Raw genomic sequence first — 19,189 nt, 5'->3', positions numbered from 1 at the left:
TTATCTCGTCATCTTTTTGACAAATACGACAACAAATAGCGCCATCGTAAAGCTGCCAAGAAACGCTTCAAAGGCGGCAATAAAACGCGCCACGCCGTGCGGCGATATATCACCGTAACCGAGGGTGGTAAAGGTGACAACACTAAAATATACGGCGTTCAACAATTCATAAAAGTATCTCTGCCAGCCAGTCACATCTGGATAGATGGGATTGCTTTGTGTGGTGCCAAGGGCAAAATACGCCAGCGCACACGATACAATCACCAGAACAGAAAATACCACCACGCGCAGTGGGTCTTCACCATAGCCGCAAAAGAGATCGACAATCTTGGAAAGCCAACGTCGAAAACTCAACTTGGGCATTTGGTAGCGCCGAAACCGCATCTCTTTTTTAAAAAAATACCCAGCGACTTCAAATAACCCCTGCTTTTCGCATTGTTTACGCACGTTTCGGCAGACTTCTTCGGACTCTTGAAATAGCGATTTTCGCCTTGCCGGATCACGCTCTTTGTAGGCCAGTCGTTCTTGCTTGAGCTCTTTTCCCCAGTCCACATTCTCAAGGCCTGCACGAGCCAGATCTGCGCCTAACAAGTTGCTGCCATCTAGCCGCGCACAGTTTAAATTCGCGCGTAGCAAGTTGGCTTTCATTAATGAGGCGCCGCGTAAATCCAATCCAAAGCAATGCGCTTCAGCCATGTTCGCTCGATAAAAATCCGCGCCTTGGCACGAGTAGCCTTCGCGACTTCCTCGGTTCACTAAATCAATGTCTGTTAGGTCGGTTCGGGCAAGTTGAAAGCCATCAAGCGGTTTTCCTGATGCCGCCCATTTTTCCACGTCTGCTTTTACGTCATGACCACACTTATCAATGTCCGGATCATGCCAATAGCATAGCCCGGACTGTCCGGCTGGCTGATCGCAACACCAGCCTTTACTGCTTTTAAATGAACAAGTTTGACTGCGCATGCCCTCGCCCTCCTTACCTAAGTTTAGAAACACTCGGTAATGGCGCCACTCGTGGCCAGTGAAAAAATCAAAGCGAGAAAGAGAAGGTGCGCTGAATGCTTACTGGGTGGGGTCCTCATCATCAAACAATGAGGGTTGTTGCGGGATCGGTTGGGTATTTAAGGCAGCATCGCGCATCTGTTTACGCTTGGCACGCATGATGCGCTCATAACGCTGATGGCAGAGGCGAACAACATTGCGTTTTTGTTCATTGGTTAATTCAAACCAATGAAAGCGTTCTTCGCGACTGCGAAAACACCCCTTGCAATAGCCTTTGTTGTTCACTTCGCAGATGCCTTTGCATGGACTTGGCACCTCGAAGAAATCCAGTTGTTCCACATCTACCTCCCTGCTCGTCTATTCATTCAAGCGGGCACTGGGCAGAAATGCAAGTTTGGTTAAAACAAGCCTAATTGTGGCAAGGCTAAGGTATCAAACTCTTTACCAATAAACGGCAAAATACCATCGGCAATAGGCTTAAGTTGCTTATCAATATAATGCTGATAATCAATCGGGCTACGCCGGTAAGCAAGGGGTTCGGGGCCATTAACGGTGATCACGTATTCAATCCAGCCACCGCGTTGATACTGCTGAGCGCGCCCACGTTGATGATTTTCGCTATCAGCTAAGCGTGCCGCGCGCACATGGGGAGGCACATTCTTTTGATATTCCGATAACGGACGACGAAGCCGCTTACGGTACACTAAGCGTTCATCGTGCTCGCCTTTGCTGGTGCTGGTCACCAGCTCACGAATAAACTCGTCCACCTCTTCACCATCGAAGACGCGTTGATAGAGCTGTTGCTGGAATTGCTGTGCAAGCGGTGTCCAATCGGTTCTCACCGTCTCCAAGCCTTTAAACACGATCTCAGCGTGACCCGATTCTCTATCCACGACGCGACCTGCATATCGCTTTTTGCTACCGGTTTCTTGGCCGCGAATGGTGGGCATCAAAAAACGCTGATAATGGGTTTCATACTCAATTTCTAGCGCCGATTCGAGATCATAAGTTTCTCGTAAGTGCTGGCGCCACCAGCTATTAACGTGATCAACCAGCGATTGACCAATAGCATCAGCGTCCTCACTCGCCTTATCACCGCCCAAGGACACAAAGGTCGAGTCTGTATCGCCATAGATCACTTCATAGCCTTGTGCCTCAATCAGTTCACGAGTGGTTTTCATAATCTCATGACCCCGCATCGTAATCGACGACGCCAGTCGGTGATCAAAGAAACGACACCCTGACGATCCTAGCACCCCATAAAATGAGTTCATGATGATTTTTATCGCTTGTGAGAAGGCTTTTTCTCCGGCTTTTTTAGCGCGATCGCGCGCTTGCCATAAATCATCAATCAATGCCGGCAAGTAATGCTTTTCTCGGTGAAACACACCACCGCGAAAGCCGGGCACAATATCGTGCTCTTCGCCTGCTTGTTGTGACTTTAAGCCTTCAACCAGCCCTAGCGGATCAATCAAAAACGTGCGAATAATAGACGGGTACAGCGACTTAAAATCCAACACCAGTACCGAATGATAAAGGCCGGGTTTAGAGTCCATTACATAGCCGCCAGGGCTTGCAATCCAACCATCGCTGGCCAAATTAGGCGCCACATACCCCGAGCGATGTAAGCGCGGGAGATACAAGTTGGTAAACGCAGCAACAGAGCCTCCGACCCGATCTAGCTCGACACCGGTGAGACGCGAGCGCTCAATCATAAAATCAAGCAAATGCGTATGGGCAAAGATGCGATTAACCAATCGGCAGTCTTGCAAGTTATAGGTGGCGAGCGCGACTTTATCGTGATGAAACATGCGATTGATAGACGCCATCCGATCATGCGGATCGTCGATGGCCTTTCCCTCACCAAGCAGCGTTTGCGCGACTGACTCAAGCGCCCAAGAGCGAAAGCCATAGGTCGCCGTTTTCAGCGCATCAATCCCATCAATGACCACACGTCCTGCCAAGCTAATAAAACCAGACTTATTGGCATTTCCTTCTCGCCAATAGGCAGTTTCACCGCCGCGGCCAATACGGAGTGACTTTTGGTGACGCTGCGCGCGCTTGACCAGCAAACGGAAATCAAAATCAATCACGTTCCATCCCACCACCACATCAGGATCATAGGTGGTAAACCAGCGCTCAAGCGCCGATAATAAGGAGACTTCGTCGCTAACCCATTCTATCCATGCGGGGGCATCGGGTTGTGGCGCCCCGACCATAATCACGCGGCTATCCATGTCACTGTCCAAGCCAATCGAGTACAGCTGGCCTTTTTCTGAGCATTCAATATCCAGTGATACATGGCGTAACTGTGGCGTATACGCCTGCGCCTTTGCTTTACCTTGCGTCACTTCGAGGTAACCTGCTCGCTGACGCGCATTGCCGGTAAACAGCAAGCTGCCGCATATATAGCGCTCCATTAGATAGCGATCCGCAAGACGCAAATCCCCTTCATAGAGCGGAATGGCAGCACCACTTAATACACGTTGCCCTTCTTGGGCGCGTTTGACGGTACTGAAGTAACAGGCGACCAAAGGAATATGTTGAAAGGTCGCCAACGGGACGGTTTTGCAGTAGGCGTGCGGATCGATAGAAGGAAGCAGTGCTTGTGCGCGTTGTTGCTCTTCTTGAGGAATAAAAAAAACGCTTTGTTGATTCTCAATACAGAGTTTTACCGGTCCATCAGGTGTAGAGAGCCACAGCACGATGGTACTCGACTCGCCCCGATCACGTTGTTGGCGCGTAATAACGAACCCTTTTTGAACATACGGCTGAGACGTTGTCGATAAAGCCACTATTTAGCATCTAACCCAAGAAATCATACTGAGAGTGTAACAAACCGACAAAAGCACTGTATAGATAAACAGTTTAACTTATTGCTCATCACGCCATATATTTAACCTCGTACCTGTTCACGCGGCGTCGCTCCCATCAAGATGACGCCGATAAAGGCCACACAAGCCGCACTGGCTAAACGCATGTTCATCATCTGACCATCGTCCAACCACACCACACCAACTAAGGCGATCACCACCAGTACCGACAACGTATGCTTCCACAGCAGAGAAACCTGTGTAGAAAGCCACTGCCAAGGATAAATTATCCCGAGCACCGTCAGGGCTCCAACTATCATCGCCGCTATGGCGCCAGATATCGTCACGGTTAAGCCGGGCAACGCGAAAATTAACAGTGCAATTGCCAGTAAAACACTCAACCGAAAACTAACACAGAGTTGTTTAGGGTACTGATCTGTTTGTTCAGACAGCGTCTGCCAATAGTCACGCCATGCCAATCCAGCGACAAGTGCCAAACCCAACCCTAAACTGCTGGGGGCGTACATACCGGGAGCAAATAAATACCCCACGCCAGCAAACAAAAGCATCATGCCGCCCCAGTGCAATCCTTTGCGTTCTGCCGTCGCCATCAGGCCGTGCACACCTTGGACGCCGGCCATCACCATCAATGCCAACGTCCCTAAATCAAGATATCGGCATGCAAACAAGGCGGATGTGACGGCAAGCAACAAGCTCGCGGCCATACGCCATACATCAGTAGGCTGAGAAAAGAGTGAATCAGGCAGTCGCGACGCAGCGCGTTTTGGCGGTGCTGGATACATATGGGTTGTAACGGAACAGACGCTCGTCTTGTTGCTCGAGAGATAACGCGCCGTCAACCATGCCATGATTGCGCCGCCAGCCAACCACAACGCGACAAAACTCGCTGAATCCAGACCACCCGCCATGCTCCACAGCACAAGGTAGCCATTGGCCGTGATCACCATTAACACCAGCAACGACAGACTCATTTGCTTGACCATGCCCATGAATGGGGCTCCTTATAACCACTTACTCCTGCATAGACCGCGTCATCGCGATATTTCTTTCAACCCCCTCCCTTTATGCAGGACCGAACAATAAGCCTTCTTATCCATCAACACGGCTTTGTTGTTATTGACGGACGCGATACAATACGCGTTTGTTCGTTCTCGGGAAGTATGCATGTCAGATCCGAAAAGCAAAGCGCTCAAAAAAATCGCCAAATGCCTTGAGTTAAGTAACTCAGCGAACGTCAATGAGGCAGCGCAGGCGATTAAGATGGCTGAGCGCCTGATGCGAAAACATGGCCTCGACCAAGACGATATCGACTTTATCAGCATGGGGAAAACGCGCTCTGAAACCCTGCTGCCTACATCGGTAAGTGAACCGATCCTGAAGATCATTCGCGGTATCAATGGTCGATTTGGCGTGGAGTGTGTGCTGATCAACTACAAAGGCTTAAAGCAAGCAGAATTTATTGGTGATGCCGATCGCGCGATATTCGCCGCATTCGCCTTTGATGTGGTGTATCGCGAGATGAATGAGCATATCGGCCAATTCCGCAACAGTTTTGCCGGTTCGGGCACCAGCACCCAAGAAGTGTCGCGCCGTGTGCAGTCTTTTACTATCGGCTGGCTAGAAGGGGCGCTGGAGAAACTGCCTCAGCTCGATGCACGTGACAGCGATGACAAGATTAAAAGCTACATCGACAAAGAGTTCGAAAACATTGATCGAGAAACCTTCAAGCAACAGCTAAAAGCCGCTATGGCCGCTATTACCGACGATTACGAGAAAGGCATGAAGAAAGGACGCCAAGTATCTGTAAGTCGCCCTGTGGGCGGACAAGGCGAACGAAAACGTCTCACTAGTCAGACAAAATCACGCTAACTCCCTGTCGAATTGTCCGACAACGGTCAAGCCTGACGCATACCTAAGACAGTTGCGTCAGGCTGGGTCAAATCTCGGTTAAATCTCTTTTTTCCTATTGAGTTACCCACTATCCAGATCTAGCCTAGGGGTGAAGGTCGTTCCAAAAATGACTGGATAACAACGCATAGTTAATGCGAACAATAATACCTTATCATCCTTATTTAGGAGACAGTGGCATGAAAAAAGTCGTGACAAGCCTAGGCCTGCTTTTAGCCGTTGCACCAGCGGCTTATGCACAACAAGATAGCGGTCTATACCTCGGTGGCCGTGTGGGTCCTTCATTCCTTGAAGACAGCTGTGTCTCTGACGCTAACTGCGGCGACTCAGAGCTAGCGGCAGGCGTAGTTACCGGTTATAACTTCAATAACTGGTTCGCGCTAGAAGGTACCTATGACTACCTTGGCCGTTTTGATACCTCATTTGACCAGTCAGGAACAACACTCGGTGCTGCCGGTGACCTTACTGCGTTAACACTGGCCCCTAAATTTGCCTACCATCTCAAACCGGATACCGCGTTGTACGGTAAAGTCGGTGGCGCATGGTGGAACTGGAACAGCAGCGCCGGTGATCGCGATGACGTGTCATTGATGGGCGCGATCGGTGTGGATCACCAAGCGACCGATAACATCAACGTACGTCTTGAATACCAACACATTAATGATATGGACGACGGCTACTTCTCAAGTGTTGACAATAACCTTGTGACCGTGGGTATGACCTACCACTTCGGCCGCACCAGCAGCGAGCCGATGCCTGAGCCTATGGTTGAAGAGCCAGTCATGGCTGAGCCGGCGCCAGAGCCACAAATGGTTGCGGAACCACAAACCATCGTCTTGTCAGAAGCGGGCGAAACCGAGTTGTTTGGCTTTGATGAAGCAACCCTTTCTCCACAAGCGGCTGCCTCCTTACAACCACTGATCAATCGCCTACTTCAGCACGAAGAAGCGACCGCGACCATTATCGGTCACACCGACAGCAAAGGCCCAGCGGCCTACAACCAAAAACTGTCTGAGCGTCGCGCACAAGCGGTAGCAGATGTATTCGTTGATGCGGGCATCGATGCCGAGCGTTTAACCGTGATGGGTAAAGGTGAGTCCACGCCAATTGCTAGCAATGACACTGTGGACGGCCGCGCGAAAAACCGTCGCGTTGAAGTCACCTCACCTGAGTTTGTCTACGTCGAAGTACAATAAATCCCTTGGTAACAAGGTGAACAACCCCTAATCAACAAAGCCACCGTTCATGCGGTGGCTTTGTTTTATTCAATCTAAACAAAATAACGTTGCACGTGGCTCGCTAGTAAGTCTAATTATACCGCTTCAGCGGGATGCTGGCCGAGATGGGTTTTCATCAAATCATCAATCATGACCCTATCTTCATCGCTCACGCCGGCGACGCGTGGATAACGCGGCTGTGCCCGATCATTACAATACGCCGCATCCCACCCCTGAGTGGTGTGTAAAAATTCAGCCGCAAAATCAGACGAATAGCGTAAGCAGCCTGCCATGACCGTATCTATGTACGACTGCGCGATCGGTTTATGCACATCAGGCGCGACACGATCCTCTGCCACATACACGTACACGGGCCCTTCAAGCGCAATCCCTTTCGGCAGTGCAATACGAGACACGTCTAGCGAAAGACGTCGATACCCTGCCTCGCGGCGATCAAAGTCAGGCAACGCGTCTGGCGCGATCTTTACCAAAACGCCATTGCACGCGCCGTCTCCTTCCAATACCACTAACGGAGAGATCAATGCTTCACTGACATTGCTCCAATAGCGTTGCAACCCCGATACGGTTACCGGGCACGCCCACCCTGACTCTCCGGTCAACGCGCGCGAAGCAGGATTCATTAAACTGCCATAGCCAAACAAGTACATTCCCCAAATAACTCCTTATCAGGTTCACCTTACAGAACGCCAGCATTTGCCTTGCTTTTCTCACCCAAGTTGCCAAAATATCGGCAATGTTGTAAACAAGGAAAGTGATTATGGAACAACTAGATAAGCTGGAAGCTCACTTCAAACGTCTGTCGCATTTTCAGCACCTTGCCGCAATCTGCGGTTGGGATCAAGCCACCATGATGCCCAGCGGAGGCAGTCAAGCCCGTGCCGACGCCATGGCTGAATTGGCACTCTATACCCATCAGCAACTCACTACGCATGAACTGCATGACTGGTTTAGCGCGTTGGATGAACAACAAGACCGGCTCAATGACGCCCAACGGGCCAGCCTCAGAGAAATGAAGCGTCAGTGGCAACATGCCAGTGTACTCCCTGACACCTTAGTGAAGGCCAAATCCTTAGCCGGTGCCAAATGTGAACACGCCTGGCGACAGCAGCGTCAAAATAACGACTGGGACGGCTTCGCCAAAAACCTTAAAGAAGTAGTGGCACTCGYGCGCGAAGAAGCTCACATCCGAGCCGATCAAAAAAACTGCTCGCCCTATGACGCTTTACTGGATCTTTACGAGCCAGACATGACCGCTAGCCGCATCGATGAAGTGTTTGGCGAGCTTAAAACATGGCTACCAGACACCATTCAAGCGGTAGTGGATAAGCAAAGCCAGCAAACCACACGGTTGCCCGAAGGCCCCTTTGCAGAGGCTCAGCAAAAAGCCTTAGGCGAGAAAATGATGGCGCTGCTGGGTTTTGACTTCGAACATGGTCGGTTAGACGTCAGCACTCATCCATTTTGTGGTGGCGTGCCAACCGATGTACGCATTACCACCCGCTATGACGAGAAAGACTTTACCTCAGCATTAATGGGCGTGATCCATGAAACGGGGCATGCGCGCTATGAGCAAGGACTACCCAAACACCTTGCCAGCTTGCCGGTTGGCAAAGCGCGCTCAATGGGTGTGCATGAGAGCCAAAGCTTGTTCTGTGAAATGCAGCTTGCCCGCAGTGAGGCATTCGCCACCTTGATTTGTCAGCATGCCAAACAAGCCTTTAACCGCCAAGACGACCCGGCTTTCCATGTAGACAACTTCCACCGCGTGCTCACACGTGTCTCACCCGGCTATATCCGTGTTGATGCCGACGAAGTGACCTATCCTGCACACATCATGTTGCGCTACGACATTGAGCGCGATCTTATCAGTGGCAAAATGGAGGTCGATCATATCCCTGACCGTTGGGATCATGCCATGCAGCAATACCTTGGCCTCAGCACCGCTGGCAACTATAAAAACGGCTGTATGCAAGATATTCACTGGACTGATGGCAGCTTTGGCTACTTCCCGACCTATACCTTGGGTGCGCTGTATGCCGCGCAATTGATGCAAACGATGCGTCAGCAAATGGATGTGGACGGCATTATCGCCAGCGGCAATGTTTCACCGATTTTTGATTGGTTGTCTCAACATATCTGGCAACGCGCCAGCACCACCTCAACCGATAACTTACTCAAAGATGCAACCGGCGAAACCCTCAACCCCGCTCACTTCCGCGAGTATATTCAAGGGCGGTATTTGATATAACACGAGGCTTACTTGAGCAACCAGTGGCTAAACGTAGACGTTATTAAATTAGTTTGCCTCTACGTTTAGCCCATAAAAATGGCCAACACGAGTTCGTCAAACCACACGAAAACTAATATCAGTTGACCATTTCTCACTGTTATACACTTCCAAGTGTTTGACATACTCCTCTATAATTTCAACTTGCTCAGTCCAATGAGCATTGAAACTATATTGAAGCGGCTTGTTTCGCCAGCCGGTCATTTTCAAACGCCAGTAGCCAAACCCCTGATCAAGCCTTATGACTACACGCTTACCGGATTTAAGAGCAAGGGTCAGCATTCGGCGATGAGCAATATCGCTACGGTTTTCGAATAGGACAACTTCAGGTGCAATACCTGTTGCTTGCTCAATGACCCTTGTCATAACAAGCCTTTGATCATCCTTGTGATACCAATCCTGGTGAAGAAATCTTGCATTTTGTTCTTTCTCACTGAAAAGCGTTTCAATGGTCAAAGTTGGGCTTGTCTTCATAACGCTAGTCAGTGAAGAGAATACTTGACGTAAGAACAGCAGAGCAGCAGGTGATTGAAGATATCTATCTGAATATTGAATCGCTTCAATATTATCATTCTGCATCAGTGTTTTCAGATCTGGGTTATTTAATAAAAGATGCTGCCAGAAACTAACACCAAAGGAGTCTAACTTACCATTTAGTTCGCTAACGATTTCCGCTTCGCCATATTGAGTAGGCTGATTGAACTCTGCCAACTCCAAAGCAACGGGCACAGAATCAACTAAAGCTAGTGTTTTGCTAATAGTTGAAGCGCCCGATGACATCATCCAATATCGACCAGGTACGCGAAGTGCATCTGCGTCCCGAGCGGCAAAAGATACAACGCCTGAATCGTCAACAATCTGTGCAACGAGGTTTTCTGGGCTAAGAACTGCTTCTTCTACTTCAACACCCATTGCACGATATGCATTCAGTTCGGATTGTGTTTCTCCATCCAGAACAATATTTTTAGGTAAGATAAACTTAACAACACGATCTTCATTTAAAACAAAGCTAGCTAGCTGTTTCTTGAAAACTGGATGGCAGAGATCCCAGTCATTTACGCTATCTGAGAGTAAGAAAACAACCTTCGAACAGCCCCTCTGAACATAATGATCAACATTCTCTGCCACTGAAAAAGGACTATACGACCCTCCATCAATCACTTCTGGACCCGTGTTCGATAGATCCAACCCTTCAAGCCAGTCTAAAGCAGCGAGTCTGTCGAGTTTTTCAACATCATGCCTTGAATCGGTCTCTAGTAGGCAGTCACCACAAACTGATTGGCACTTTGGACACTTCAACTTTGATACTGTCTTTGCCAGTAAAGCCTCTATATGCTTTGGTGCTGATGAAGCGAAACCCGCACCACCACTGATTATATCGAAGAGCTGTAAGGCCAAACCTGCTTCACCATTGGGTAGAATTATCGGTCGAACCGCATAACCCATTTCATTAACCGCAACACCAAGAAGCTCAGCAAGAGCAGCACGAAGAGACACAGCAAGCGTGGTAGCAACTGTTCTCCCATCTTCATTGTCTGCAATAAACTCATTTCGAAGCGGATGCTTGAGAACAAGCTCAAAAACGTCTGTCTTTATGTGACTCCCCAAATGAACATCTTTCAATATTGTCGTGCTACCGCCACACGAGGCTCGAGGGTCCTCACCATCAAGCTTACCTGCCTGCAACGGAACATGAGGTACGGACGGTGAGAAGTGTTTAGGAAACTCGCCGCTAGAAGTCATTGACTCAGCGCGACCGCATGACATACACAGTGCATACCCTTTGCCAGATGCACCTGCTGTGTGATTGAAGACTCTCCCATCAGGGCTAGCAACCATATAACCCATATCAGGGTTAGGTAAGTTCTTTTGTGTTCCAGAAACAGAGATCCATGGTGTCTCAACGGGGATAAAAGCCTGCTGCGAGATATCGTTTGAAGGGCTGTGATAGAAGTCTGTAACGAACCCTGTTGGCTGAAGCACCTTGCGCTGATTCTTCGTGTCTATCTTCTCGCCACATTTTTCGTTATCACAATAGATATCATCTTGTTCAATCGCGACACCATCTAGATAACCGGTCTGCCCGCAATGATTGCAGCGCCAGGCCAAATCAAACTTTTGAGCCTCCACTGCATCCGATTTAGAAATGTTGTGCCAGTTAAGGGCAACACCACCTGAACGGAATACTCGGCCATCCAGAACAACTTCTGCACCGGGGGCATACTCTCGAATGGCAACCGCAAGGTTTCGGCTTGGTAAACCCCGCGCTCGAGAGACATTATCTTCCCTGTCATCTTCTTTCTTCTTCCCTTCGAGCTTGTCTCGCTTGAAGTCTTCAATATTAGTGTTATTAAACGTGACCACATCAGTTGGGAAGCCATAACCTGGTAAGAATGATTTCGCCGCCAGTTCTCGAAGCAAATACTCTTTACATAAACGGTTCAGTTCTTGTTTGAGACGAAAGGCAAAAGGGCTTCCCTCTTCAGCTCTCGCTTGCTCAGATTCAAGTCGCTTGTATTCTTCCAGCCAGCGTTTGGAAAGCGTTTGCATCATAAGCGACGCTTGTTCCAATAAGCTGGTAACTGAACTGGAGGCCAGCACGGTTCCCGCCACCAAGGTTTGGAGTTCCCTCTCTAACGCAATTGCACCTGTCTTTAGCCATGTTGTAAATCTATCGCTGACGGATATTGACTCTCCTGACGCAAGATAGAACCACTCCAAATTAAGCGACGTTCGCTCTGTTTTTGTATTTCCGACCTGTTCTCGCAGGAACACAGAAAGCAGCATGGAATTGACATGACGCTGGACCAAGCGTGAAGAGTTAAACGCGACATACGGAGCTGGGATCGACGTTTCAAAAGGCCACTTAGGGTCATTGAACGCCTGCTGGTCATGAGGGTTTCCTTTACACAACGTGTAGGAAATAGCGCGTGACTCTTTGCTCCGGCCCGCACGTCCCGCTCGCTGTAAATAGTTAGCTGGGTGAGGCGGTACGTTATTCATCACGACTGCAGAAATACCACCGATATCTACCCCCATTTCCATGGTTGTAGAACAGTTAAGTACGTTGATTTTACCCGACTTGAACATCTCCTCATATTTCTCTAAACGCTCAGCAGACTGCTGTGCAGAGTGTTCAGCGGTACGGTAGTAAAAACCACCTTCAACGACTCTGTCGTTGATATCCGTCCATAAGTTTTGCTCCCTTAACGCCTGAACCTTTGGATCCTCCGAGACTTGCTGACGGGTAAGCAATAGACCCTTACCGAAATCAGCTTGGTCGTCTCCAAACCCCCAAATCTGTGGGTAGTCTACTGCCACGCAGGTGTAACCATCGTTACCCAGCTTTAACGGTAAATATGGCGTCAATCCCTTGAAGGTCGTATCGAGAAGCTTATGAGTACGCGAGCAAACGTACACTTTATCGGTGAATGAGAAGGTAAGCTGCTCTCTGTTTAAAAAGAACTTGTTCCCATCATTTTTTAGAATACCAACGCTTCTTGATGTGAGGTCACCCCACGCCGCGCGCAGCCAACTGTCAATAAGGTCAATGCCAATCACCGAGTCTTTATCCACACCACTTCCTAAAGCAAGCAGCTTGACCAATCGGTTCATACTGTTTCGGCTTGCAAGTGGCCATTTCTTCACACTGTTCTCATCTTGCTCTTCCGAGTCGGGGTTTCTCAAGCGTTTTGCGGAAAAGCGATTACCAATCCACTTTCTCCAATCTTCTTCCAGCAGCATGTAGGTGTTCTCGCGGATATAAAAATCCAAGGCAACTTTCAGGAAGTCCAGCCAATCCTGGAGTGTTAACCCATGCTGCTCCCATTTTTCAGGCATACGCTTTATAGCCTTCAGACCTGAGTATCCAACTTTAATTAGGCCTTGTGTTTCACAGCTGTTCTGTCGTTTCGGGCGACGGGAAAACTCGCGAAACAACAGCATTTCAGCGAGTTTCAGGGGACCATCAGATTGCTTAAACGTCTCCGGTGACAGGTACTTGCTGTATTCCAGCATGCTTTCGGTCACGTCACTCTTCTGAGATAATTTGGATACCATTTCAGACCAAGATACTTCGACGATTGATAGCGTTTGGCTGCCTTCCGATAGCGCTTTTGCCTTTTCTTCTAGATCATCTGCATGAATCGAGAGCCCCATTGCACGAAGTTCTTGAGCTTTAATTAACAATGCTTCTGGAGAAACGTCTGAATTCACTTGTTCTGGAGCAGGTTGAGATAGCTGAGCATCTCTTAAAATATCGAACACCAGCCCTCTCAGCTTTGAGCGCTCAGCTTCTTGCTGCATACGCACTGCCATGCGCGCAGTGCCTTGGCGACTGTCGGTGAAGGTAATCAGACGTCGGCCTCGGCCAGGTCGTGACTGAGGGCCAAGTTTAGTGTCTTTATCGACGTCGATGTCCGGGCAATACTCCAGCAAGGTAGGAACAGCGTTAGCCACATAAAATGGCGAACCTAGCATTGCCCTGCGAAAAGGCATTGCGCCACGATAGCCTTCAAAACCACAGTCGACACAACGATGCTCGCCCATAGGGCCATCTTTGTCCTCGCCCCCAAAGTATTGCGACAAACCGATGCGTTCGCCTTCCAGCGAACCATAAACGCCAGATTTCCCTACATGTACATCACAGTAACCGTTTTTATCTGCTAACGGCCGTGCAAACACGTGTGGGCTGTTTGTTGTCTCACAGTCTTGGATCTCATAGTCATCATCGTCACTGGAAGTCTCATTGAGAAGTGAAAACTCATCCCCCGCGCTGGCGTTCCATTGGTGAAGTTGATTTTTTCGGGAGATTTTGCCGAACAGGTGGGGTTCATTACAGTCTTGGCAGAAGGTCAACTCAAGTACTGGTGCTCCGCACTCGCACTGCTGACGTTGTGTCGCGTAAACAAAGCCAAATGACCAGTTGTCTTCAAGCGGTGTGTTTTTCTTACATCCGCAATTAGCATCAATACAAGCCCAAAGCCCCTGGGTCATACGCTGGAAGAAATGCGCGCGTAACTTTAAAAATGCTTCGCCGCTGCTGCTTGCTTTTGTACCCGATGCGATATCAAGCCACTCAAGGAGTTGTTGTTGCGTAAAGAGAGGACGATTCAGACGAATAGATAACTGTGTATTGATGTCATTCAGATCCAGCGGTTTCTTTGCTTCCACTAATGTGGATCGAAGGGCAAGTGCCGTTGTGTTTCCACAAAGGGCATCAAATCGGCGCTTTGAGACATCGGGCACTTGCTTAGTCTTACCAGTAGTAGGTTCACCGTCAGGCTCAATAGAAAGCAGTTCTTCAATTGAATAGTTGTTGCTCGGGCACTCAGGAAGGTCAGGGACGCTCCGCTTACCGCCAACAACCTCAATCTGGTTCGGTTCCACACCCGCCAAATGAGCTAGGTAGTTCTTTAGCTGTTTTTCCGCATCCTCGTCGGCAATGGTCGCTGATGTAGCAACAAAACGTACATCCTTTGCTTCTACATCAAAAGCTTGAAGTACACGACGTAACTGCAACGCCAGCTCTGCAGCTTGGGAGCCAACATAAGTGTGCGCTTCATCCAGTACAATCCAGCGCAAAGACTTTTCTTCGCGCGAGCGTTGAATGATCGGAGCGTCAATTTGGCGAACCATCATATATTCAAGCATGGTGCCGTTCGTCACCAAAATTGGCGCTGGTGCTTCCCGCATTAATTCACGTGAAAGCACTTCATTCGGACGATCTTTTTGCTGTCCACGCATCTTGTTCTTAGAGTTCTCGGTATTGCCGTTGTAAAGGCAATAACGAATGCCATCATCAAAATGTTTGGTCCATGCATCCAAACGCTCTTTTTGGGAATTAATGAGTGCGTTGAGGGGGTACAGAAATAGCGCCCTCACACCGACCAAGGTCTCTCCTTTATCTTCGTATTCGCGGTGTAAATCATTAATGATCGGCACCATGAAACACTCTGTTTTGCCTGAACCCGTGCCTGATGTCACGACTAGCGATTTGTGCTCGTTTAAGAGATGTTCCCAACTGCGGAGCTGATGGCGGAAAGGTTGAAAATCTGCACTAAATCGATAGCGCCCGTTCTTTTTGCTATCCAGGGCAGCAACAACCGCTTCAGACAGAAGATTCCCCGCCAGATCGCTCATCTTCGGGTCTGCAAACTCCCAGCCGAAGGTATGCTCGAATACCGGTGGTGCCAAAAATGCACTCTCTTGGCCACAATCAGAAGACATGATTTCGCTGAGGTGATTGCGAAGATTAGGATTAGTTACGCCCAAGATACTCAATGTTGATTCTTTAGTACGACTAATAGCTTGCTCAACGAGAGAAGAAAAATAACGGGTCATTCTAATTACCTGTTTGGTTTAGCAAAAAATAGGAGACAAAACAGCGGAATACGGGTTCAAACCACGCACAATCGAAGTCACGTAATTTTCTTAAATGGAACAAGTCGTAATCACGAAAGGTTGAAGATACTTCGGTAGGCACAAGCTCTGTTACCACAGCAGCAGCGAAAACCGGCAGGTAAACAACTCCATCGTGGAACCAGGCATTGGTTTTAATTTCAAACGGCATTAAGCCAGACTGTGTGCACCAGCGTTTCAAATCAGCGCCAAACTCGGTTGGCCAACTGTTATTTTCTGCGTTCTGGCGCAAAAGATCTTGATACCACTCGTTATGAACAAGAGTCTCCATCAAAGCGCTCGGACAAAGTTGGGGTAATTTGCCTGTTTCTAAGAAAATAGCCACTTCGTCTGACAAAGCAGGAATGGCGTCAACCAACTTCGTTATTTGTTTAGCCATCAACTCATCAACGATTTCGGCTGGTAAACACATACCTTCCAGCATCGAGGTTTGAAGCTGAATCGCATGCCGCCAATCCACCAGGGGTACAAACTGCCAAAACACTGGCAACTCACTTTCCAGTCGCGAAATCAGCTCTGGGTTCAATTCAAACTGAAACAATGCCACAGCCAATGCTTTGGTATCTCTCACCAAATACTTGAACACTTCAAACGTTGAAAGTGGAAGATGCCCGTAGTTCTTATATGTATCGCGCAGGTACTGCCAACCGCTGTGTCCCCAATCTGTTTTCATTTGATGAAACACATCTGCAATCACATTGGGATTAGATGAAGGGTGAAAAATACGAGATGCCTTTTGTAACGTTTTTACGTCACAGTCATTTGTTTGCTCACCCATGCATGGGATAAATTTAGCCCGAAATAAAACATCAGAGTCCGAAGCAGGAACTACAAGCCAAGGACCACCTTCTGTCACGTAATTAGGCAAGGCAAACTCCCCTGTTGAAACACCTTCAGTAGTAAGACTTTCAAGATAGATTGGCGCTTGCTCTGGTGCTGTAAGGTGCATCAACGCAGGGCGAAGAGCCTGCGTGTCAGCGAGTCGGTTTGAACGCGCATAAACCACATTTCTCTCCCGATCATAATCCATGACTGATGAGTAATGGCTGATGGAAAAACGAAGTGTCTTTCCTGGACCCGAAATGACGAGATCAACGGTGCTATCCAAGTGATTATTCAGCGACAACAACTCCAGTAGACTGGTTTTCAGCGCGTAAAGGCTCACTTCTACAGGCTTATCGCTCACCACATATTGCCAGCGGTAATAAGGAGCTGAGGTTTGCTTTATCCCCTTAATATTGCTTGATGCTTCTATTTGATAGCGAGCCACCTGACCTGACATAGAGAACAGATGTAGTCGACTGCCAAGTAAGTCATCCACTGTTAATCTTTGTGCTAAAGGTTTACCATGTGCATTAAAGGCGACAGCACCTTTTGAAGGAAAAGGCAGGATAAAGGTTATCGCCTCACCAAGCATATTCAACGTGATGTCAACTTGGACAGAAGAAGGCGGCGTCCCTTTAGCTAGAAGGTGCAAAGCAACCTGTTTTTCAGATTTCTCTATGTTCTCAAGAATCACCCCAGGAGTTTTAATTGCACAGACCTTGGGTGCGGCAGTAGTGATGATAATTACGCCAGTATTGGGTGTATCACTACTTTTAAAGCTAATATCAAAATCTGCGGGCAGCACACCAACTTGTTTTCGCAATAGCACTTCACCACTGTGCTTTTTGATGGTTAAACGCTGTTTACCAAGAAAATTCTCTCGAGTTAAGTGCGAGACCGATTTTCCATCAAGACAAACATCCAAGCTTTCACCAGTTACTCTGGTAGCCGCATGGTTGATGGCTCTTAAACCACGAAAAATCATAGCCGGCTTGGTTTGCCACGTCATTACATCGCTTTCTAGCATAACGCCAACATGTTTCGGATCATCGCACCCCGTCGAGATACGATACGTATCATCACCGGGTAGAGTGATTAAACATGTTCCTGTTACTTGGCAAACTTTTAAGCGACAAAAACGGTTTGGAGTGTCAGTAAGCTCACCCGATAGCGTTTCCGTCTTCGCTTCTTCCGGGATCAATATGTAAACATGTTTTTTGTGGGTTGAGAGTGAGGCTTGCCCTAACACTCGCCATTCACCATCTTCCTCACTCAAGATAACTGGCACTTCGCCCCAATCCAGCTCGCTGTCACCTATTGATACCTGAGCAAGCTTTTCACCCGATTGCATGGCCACAAGAGAAAGCCTTTGTTTGGCGTCAACCCTTTTCACTTCAGCTCGCGTTTTTCGGATCACAACATGACACTGCTCCCCGTCAAACTGCGCATAACCAGTGCCAAGGTTGGCAAGCAGCTTTTGACCTTCAAACAACACCAAATCAATTCTGCTAACACTTAACTGTTCTCGAGTAAACATGAACAGTTGCTTATGTGGCAAGGTGACTTCGGTGCGAATTGATTGGTTGTCCCATGAAAAATAGTGCGCGCAGCCAAGTTTGACTTCCTTCTTCGCTTTCTTTTTAACTTCGTTAGATGCAATCACCAATAAGTTGTTCAGAAAGCGCGTACCTATGTCATCTTCCAGTGGCAGTGGGAACTGAGTACGCCAGTTCGGACAATGTATATCGAGATAGTTTGCGGGTACCGACTGCCCATCTAACCCAAACTGGTAAACTAGGCTATCGAGCTTATCGAGCATATCAGCGAATAGTTCGACAGAGTCATCACCTTGCAGTGCCTCTGGTAAACGTTGGATACGGGATTGGATAAGCTGCCGAACAGAATGCTGCCCTAGCTCCTTGGCCTCACTGTATCGACCGAATATCTTTGAAAAAGCATCTTGATAGCCGTTGTGATCGTCAGAGAGTAGCTTGGTTGGTAATCCACCTTCTCTGAAAACGGATCCGAGATAGTTGTTCCCTTGAGAGTTCTCGTAGCGGGAAACTGAGCGTCCCCACAGTTTCAAGCCACGTTGAACCACGGTTGAACGCTGTTGTGGTGAAAGTTCAAACCCTAGCGTCTCGTGAATAGTGTTCCAACTCCACTCGAGATTGTATTCGCGACGAAACCACTCAGAACAATAAAGTACAAATGCGCCACACCACTCAGGAGAAAAAACCGTTTTATTCACCACTTCAAAGCTTTTCGACAGTACCTCTTTTAGGATTAGGTACTCATTGAGCGACAGGTGATAACAATAGAGCGGTGACCCAAAAGGGATCCCCGTTCGACTTTTTTGAAACTGCGAGAGCCAAGTTTTGTGGTGTTCTTGATTTTTTCGATCCAACACAGAATGTATTCGGGAAGTATTCATATCCATTTGAACAATCAATCCAGTTGTAAGCAGCATAAATAGGAGCTTTCTATTAGCTATAAGCAGTCTTTACCTAGCTGAAAAAGCTTACAAACCTCAAACCCAACGAACTAGCCAAAGAGAACTATCCATAATTGCCTCAGATTAGATCTTTTTTTGTATCACTAGTTAGACTTCGCTCAACAATATGTACAATAGGTATTCAAAATGTCTTTTAGTCACACTCTTGTGCGTCCACTGA

10 protein-coding genes are annotated in these 19,189 nt (G+C 48.3%); 3 read left to right on the top strand and 7 right to left on the bottom strand.

What is annotated here, in order from left to right; translation table 11 throughout:
- The 4 genes from BZG84_RS06890 to BZG84_RS06875 all read right to left on the bottom strand — a co-directional run bounded on the left by BZG84_RS06890 (position 1) and on the right by BZG84_RS06875 (position 4,825).
- Entirely contained in the window at positions 1-963 is a 963-nt protein-coding gene (locus BZG84_RS06890) for an ion channel (protein WP_077480705.1), read from the bottom strand.
- Between the two features lie 99 nt (positions 964-1,062).
- Positions 1,063-1,341 carry a DUF1289 domain-containing protein gene (locus BZG84_RS06885; protein WP_077457063.1) on the bottom strand — a complete coding sequence of 93 codons (279 nt, stop codon included), beginning with the start codon at positions 1,339-1,341 and terminating at the stop codon, positions 1,063-1,065.
- Positions 1,342-1,400: 59 nt separating this feature from the next.
- Positions 1,401-3,800: a DNA polymerase II gene (locus tag BZG84_RS06880; RefSeq protein ID WP_443216373.1), complete on the bottom strand. Its 2,400-nt coding sequence runs from the start codon at positions 3,798-3,800 to the stop codon at positions 1,401-1,403.
- Between the two features lie 98 nt (positions 3,801-3,898).
- The gene (locus BZG84_RS06875; protein ID WP_077480709.1) at positions 3,899-4,825 is read right to left on the bottom strand and encodes a hypothetical protein; all 927 of its coding nucleotides are present in this window, start codon (positions 4,823-4,825) and stop codon (positions 3,899-3,901) included.
- A 175-nt stretch (positions 4,826-5,000) separates the two neighbouring features.
- Between BZG84_RS06875 and BZG84_RS06870 the strand changes: the two genes are divergently transcribed.
- Both BZG84_RS06870 and BZG84_RS06865 read left to right on the top strand, forming a co-directional pair.
- Positions 5,001-5,705 carry a DUF2786 domain-containing protein gene (locus BZG84_RS06870; RefSeq protein ID WP_069588488.1) on the top strand — a complete coding sequence of 235 codons (705 nt, stop codon included), beginning with the start codon at positions 5,001-5,003 and terminating at the stop codon, positions 5,703-5,705.
- Positions 5,706-5,923: 218 nt separating this feature from the next.
- Positions 5,924-6,940, top strand: a complete 1,017-nt coding sequence (locus BZG84_RS06865; protein ID WP_077480711.1) for an OmpA family protein — start codon at positions 5,924-5,926, stop codon at positions 6,938-6,940.
- Between the two features lie 116 nt (positions 6,941-7,056).
- Here the strand turns inward: BZG84_RS06865 and BZG84_RS06860 are convergent, their stop codons facing one another.
- Entirely contained in the window at positions 7,057-7,629 is a 573-nt protein-coding gene (locus BZG84_RS06860; RefSeq protein ID WP_077480713.1) for a gamma-glutamylcyclotransferase family protein, read from the bottom strand.
- Positions 7,630-7,739: 110 nt separating this feature from the next.
- On the opposite strand from BZG84_RS06860, the gene BZG84_RS06855 reads away from it, so the two are divergent.
- Entirely contained in the window at positions 7,740-9,230 is a 1,491-nt protein-coding gene (locus BZG84_RS06855) for a carboxypeptidase M32 (RefSeq protein WP_077678095.1), read from the top strand.
- 96 nt (positions 9,231-9,326) lie between these two features.
- On the opposite strand, the gene BZG84_RS06850 is transcribed toward BZG84_RS06855, so the two are convergent.
- Entirely contained in the window at positions 9,327-15,611 is a 6,285-nt protein-coding gene (locus BZG84_RS06850; protein ID WP_077480717.1) for a DEAD/DEAH box helicase, read from the bottom strand.
- A 1-nt stretch (position 15,612) separates the two neighbouring features.
- The gene (locus BZG84_RS06845) at positions 15,613-18,984 is read right to left on the bottom strand and encodes an STY4851/ECs_5259 family protein (protein WP_131826262.1); all 3,372 of its coding nucleotides are present in this window, start codon (positions 18,982-18,984) and stop codon (positions 15,613-15,615) included.
- Positions 18,985-19,189: the final 205 nt, after the last annotated feature.

This window comes from Salinivibrio sp. PR932 (assembly GCF_001996125.1).
Classification (GTDB): Bacteria; Pseudomonadota; Gammaproteobacteria; order Enterobacterales; family Vibrionaceae; genus Salinivibrio; species Salinivibrio proteolyticus.
Note: the sequence above shows the minus strand (reverse complement) of the source record. Positions and strands in the feature narration are given on the sequence as shown.

What these genes read in the sequence shown, in the direction of transcription:
- BZG84_RS06890 (WP_077480705.1), bottom strand. Translation starts at nt 963, where the DNA reads ATGCGCAGTCAAACTTGTTCATTTAAAAGCAGTAAAGGCTGGTGTTGC.
- BZG84_RS06875 (WP_077480709.1), bottom strand. Translation starts at nt 4,825, where the DNA reads ATGGGCATGGTCAAGCAAATGAGTCTGTCGTTGCTGGTGTTAATGGTG.
- BZG84_RS06870 (WP_069588488.1), top strand. Translation starts at nt 5,001, where the DNA reads ATGTCAGATCCGAAAAGCAAAGCGCTCAAAAAAATCGCCAAATGCCTT.
- BZG84_RS06865 (WP_077480711.1), top strand. Translation starts at nt 5,924, where the DNA reads ATGAAAAAAGTCGTGACAAGCCTAGGCCTGCTTTTAGCCGTTGCACCA.
- BZG84_RS06860 (WP_077480713.1), bottom strand. Translation starts at nt 7,629, where the DNA reads ATGTACTTGTTTGGCTATGGCAGTTTAATGAATCCTGCTTCGCGCGCG.
- BZG84_RS06850 (WP_077480717.1), bottom strand. Translation starts at nt 15,611, where the DNA reads ATGACCCGTTATTTTTCTTCTCTCGTTGAGCAAGCTATTAGTCGTACT.
- BZG84_RS06845 (WP_131826262.1), bottom strand. Translation starts at nt 18,984, where the DNA reads ATGCTGCTTACAACTGGATTGATTGTTCAAATGGATATGAATACTTCC.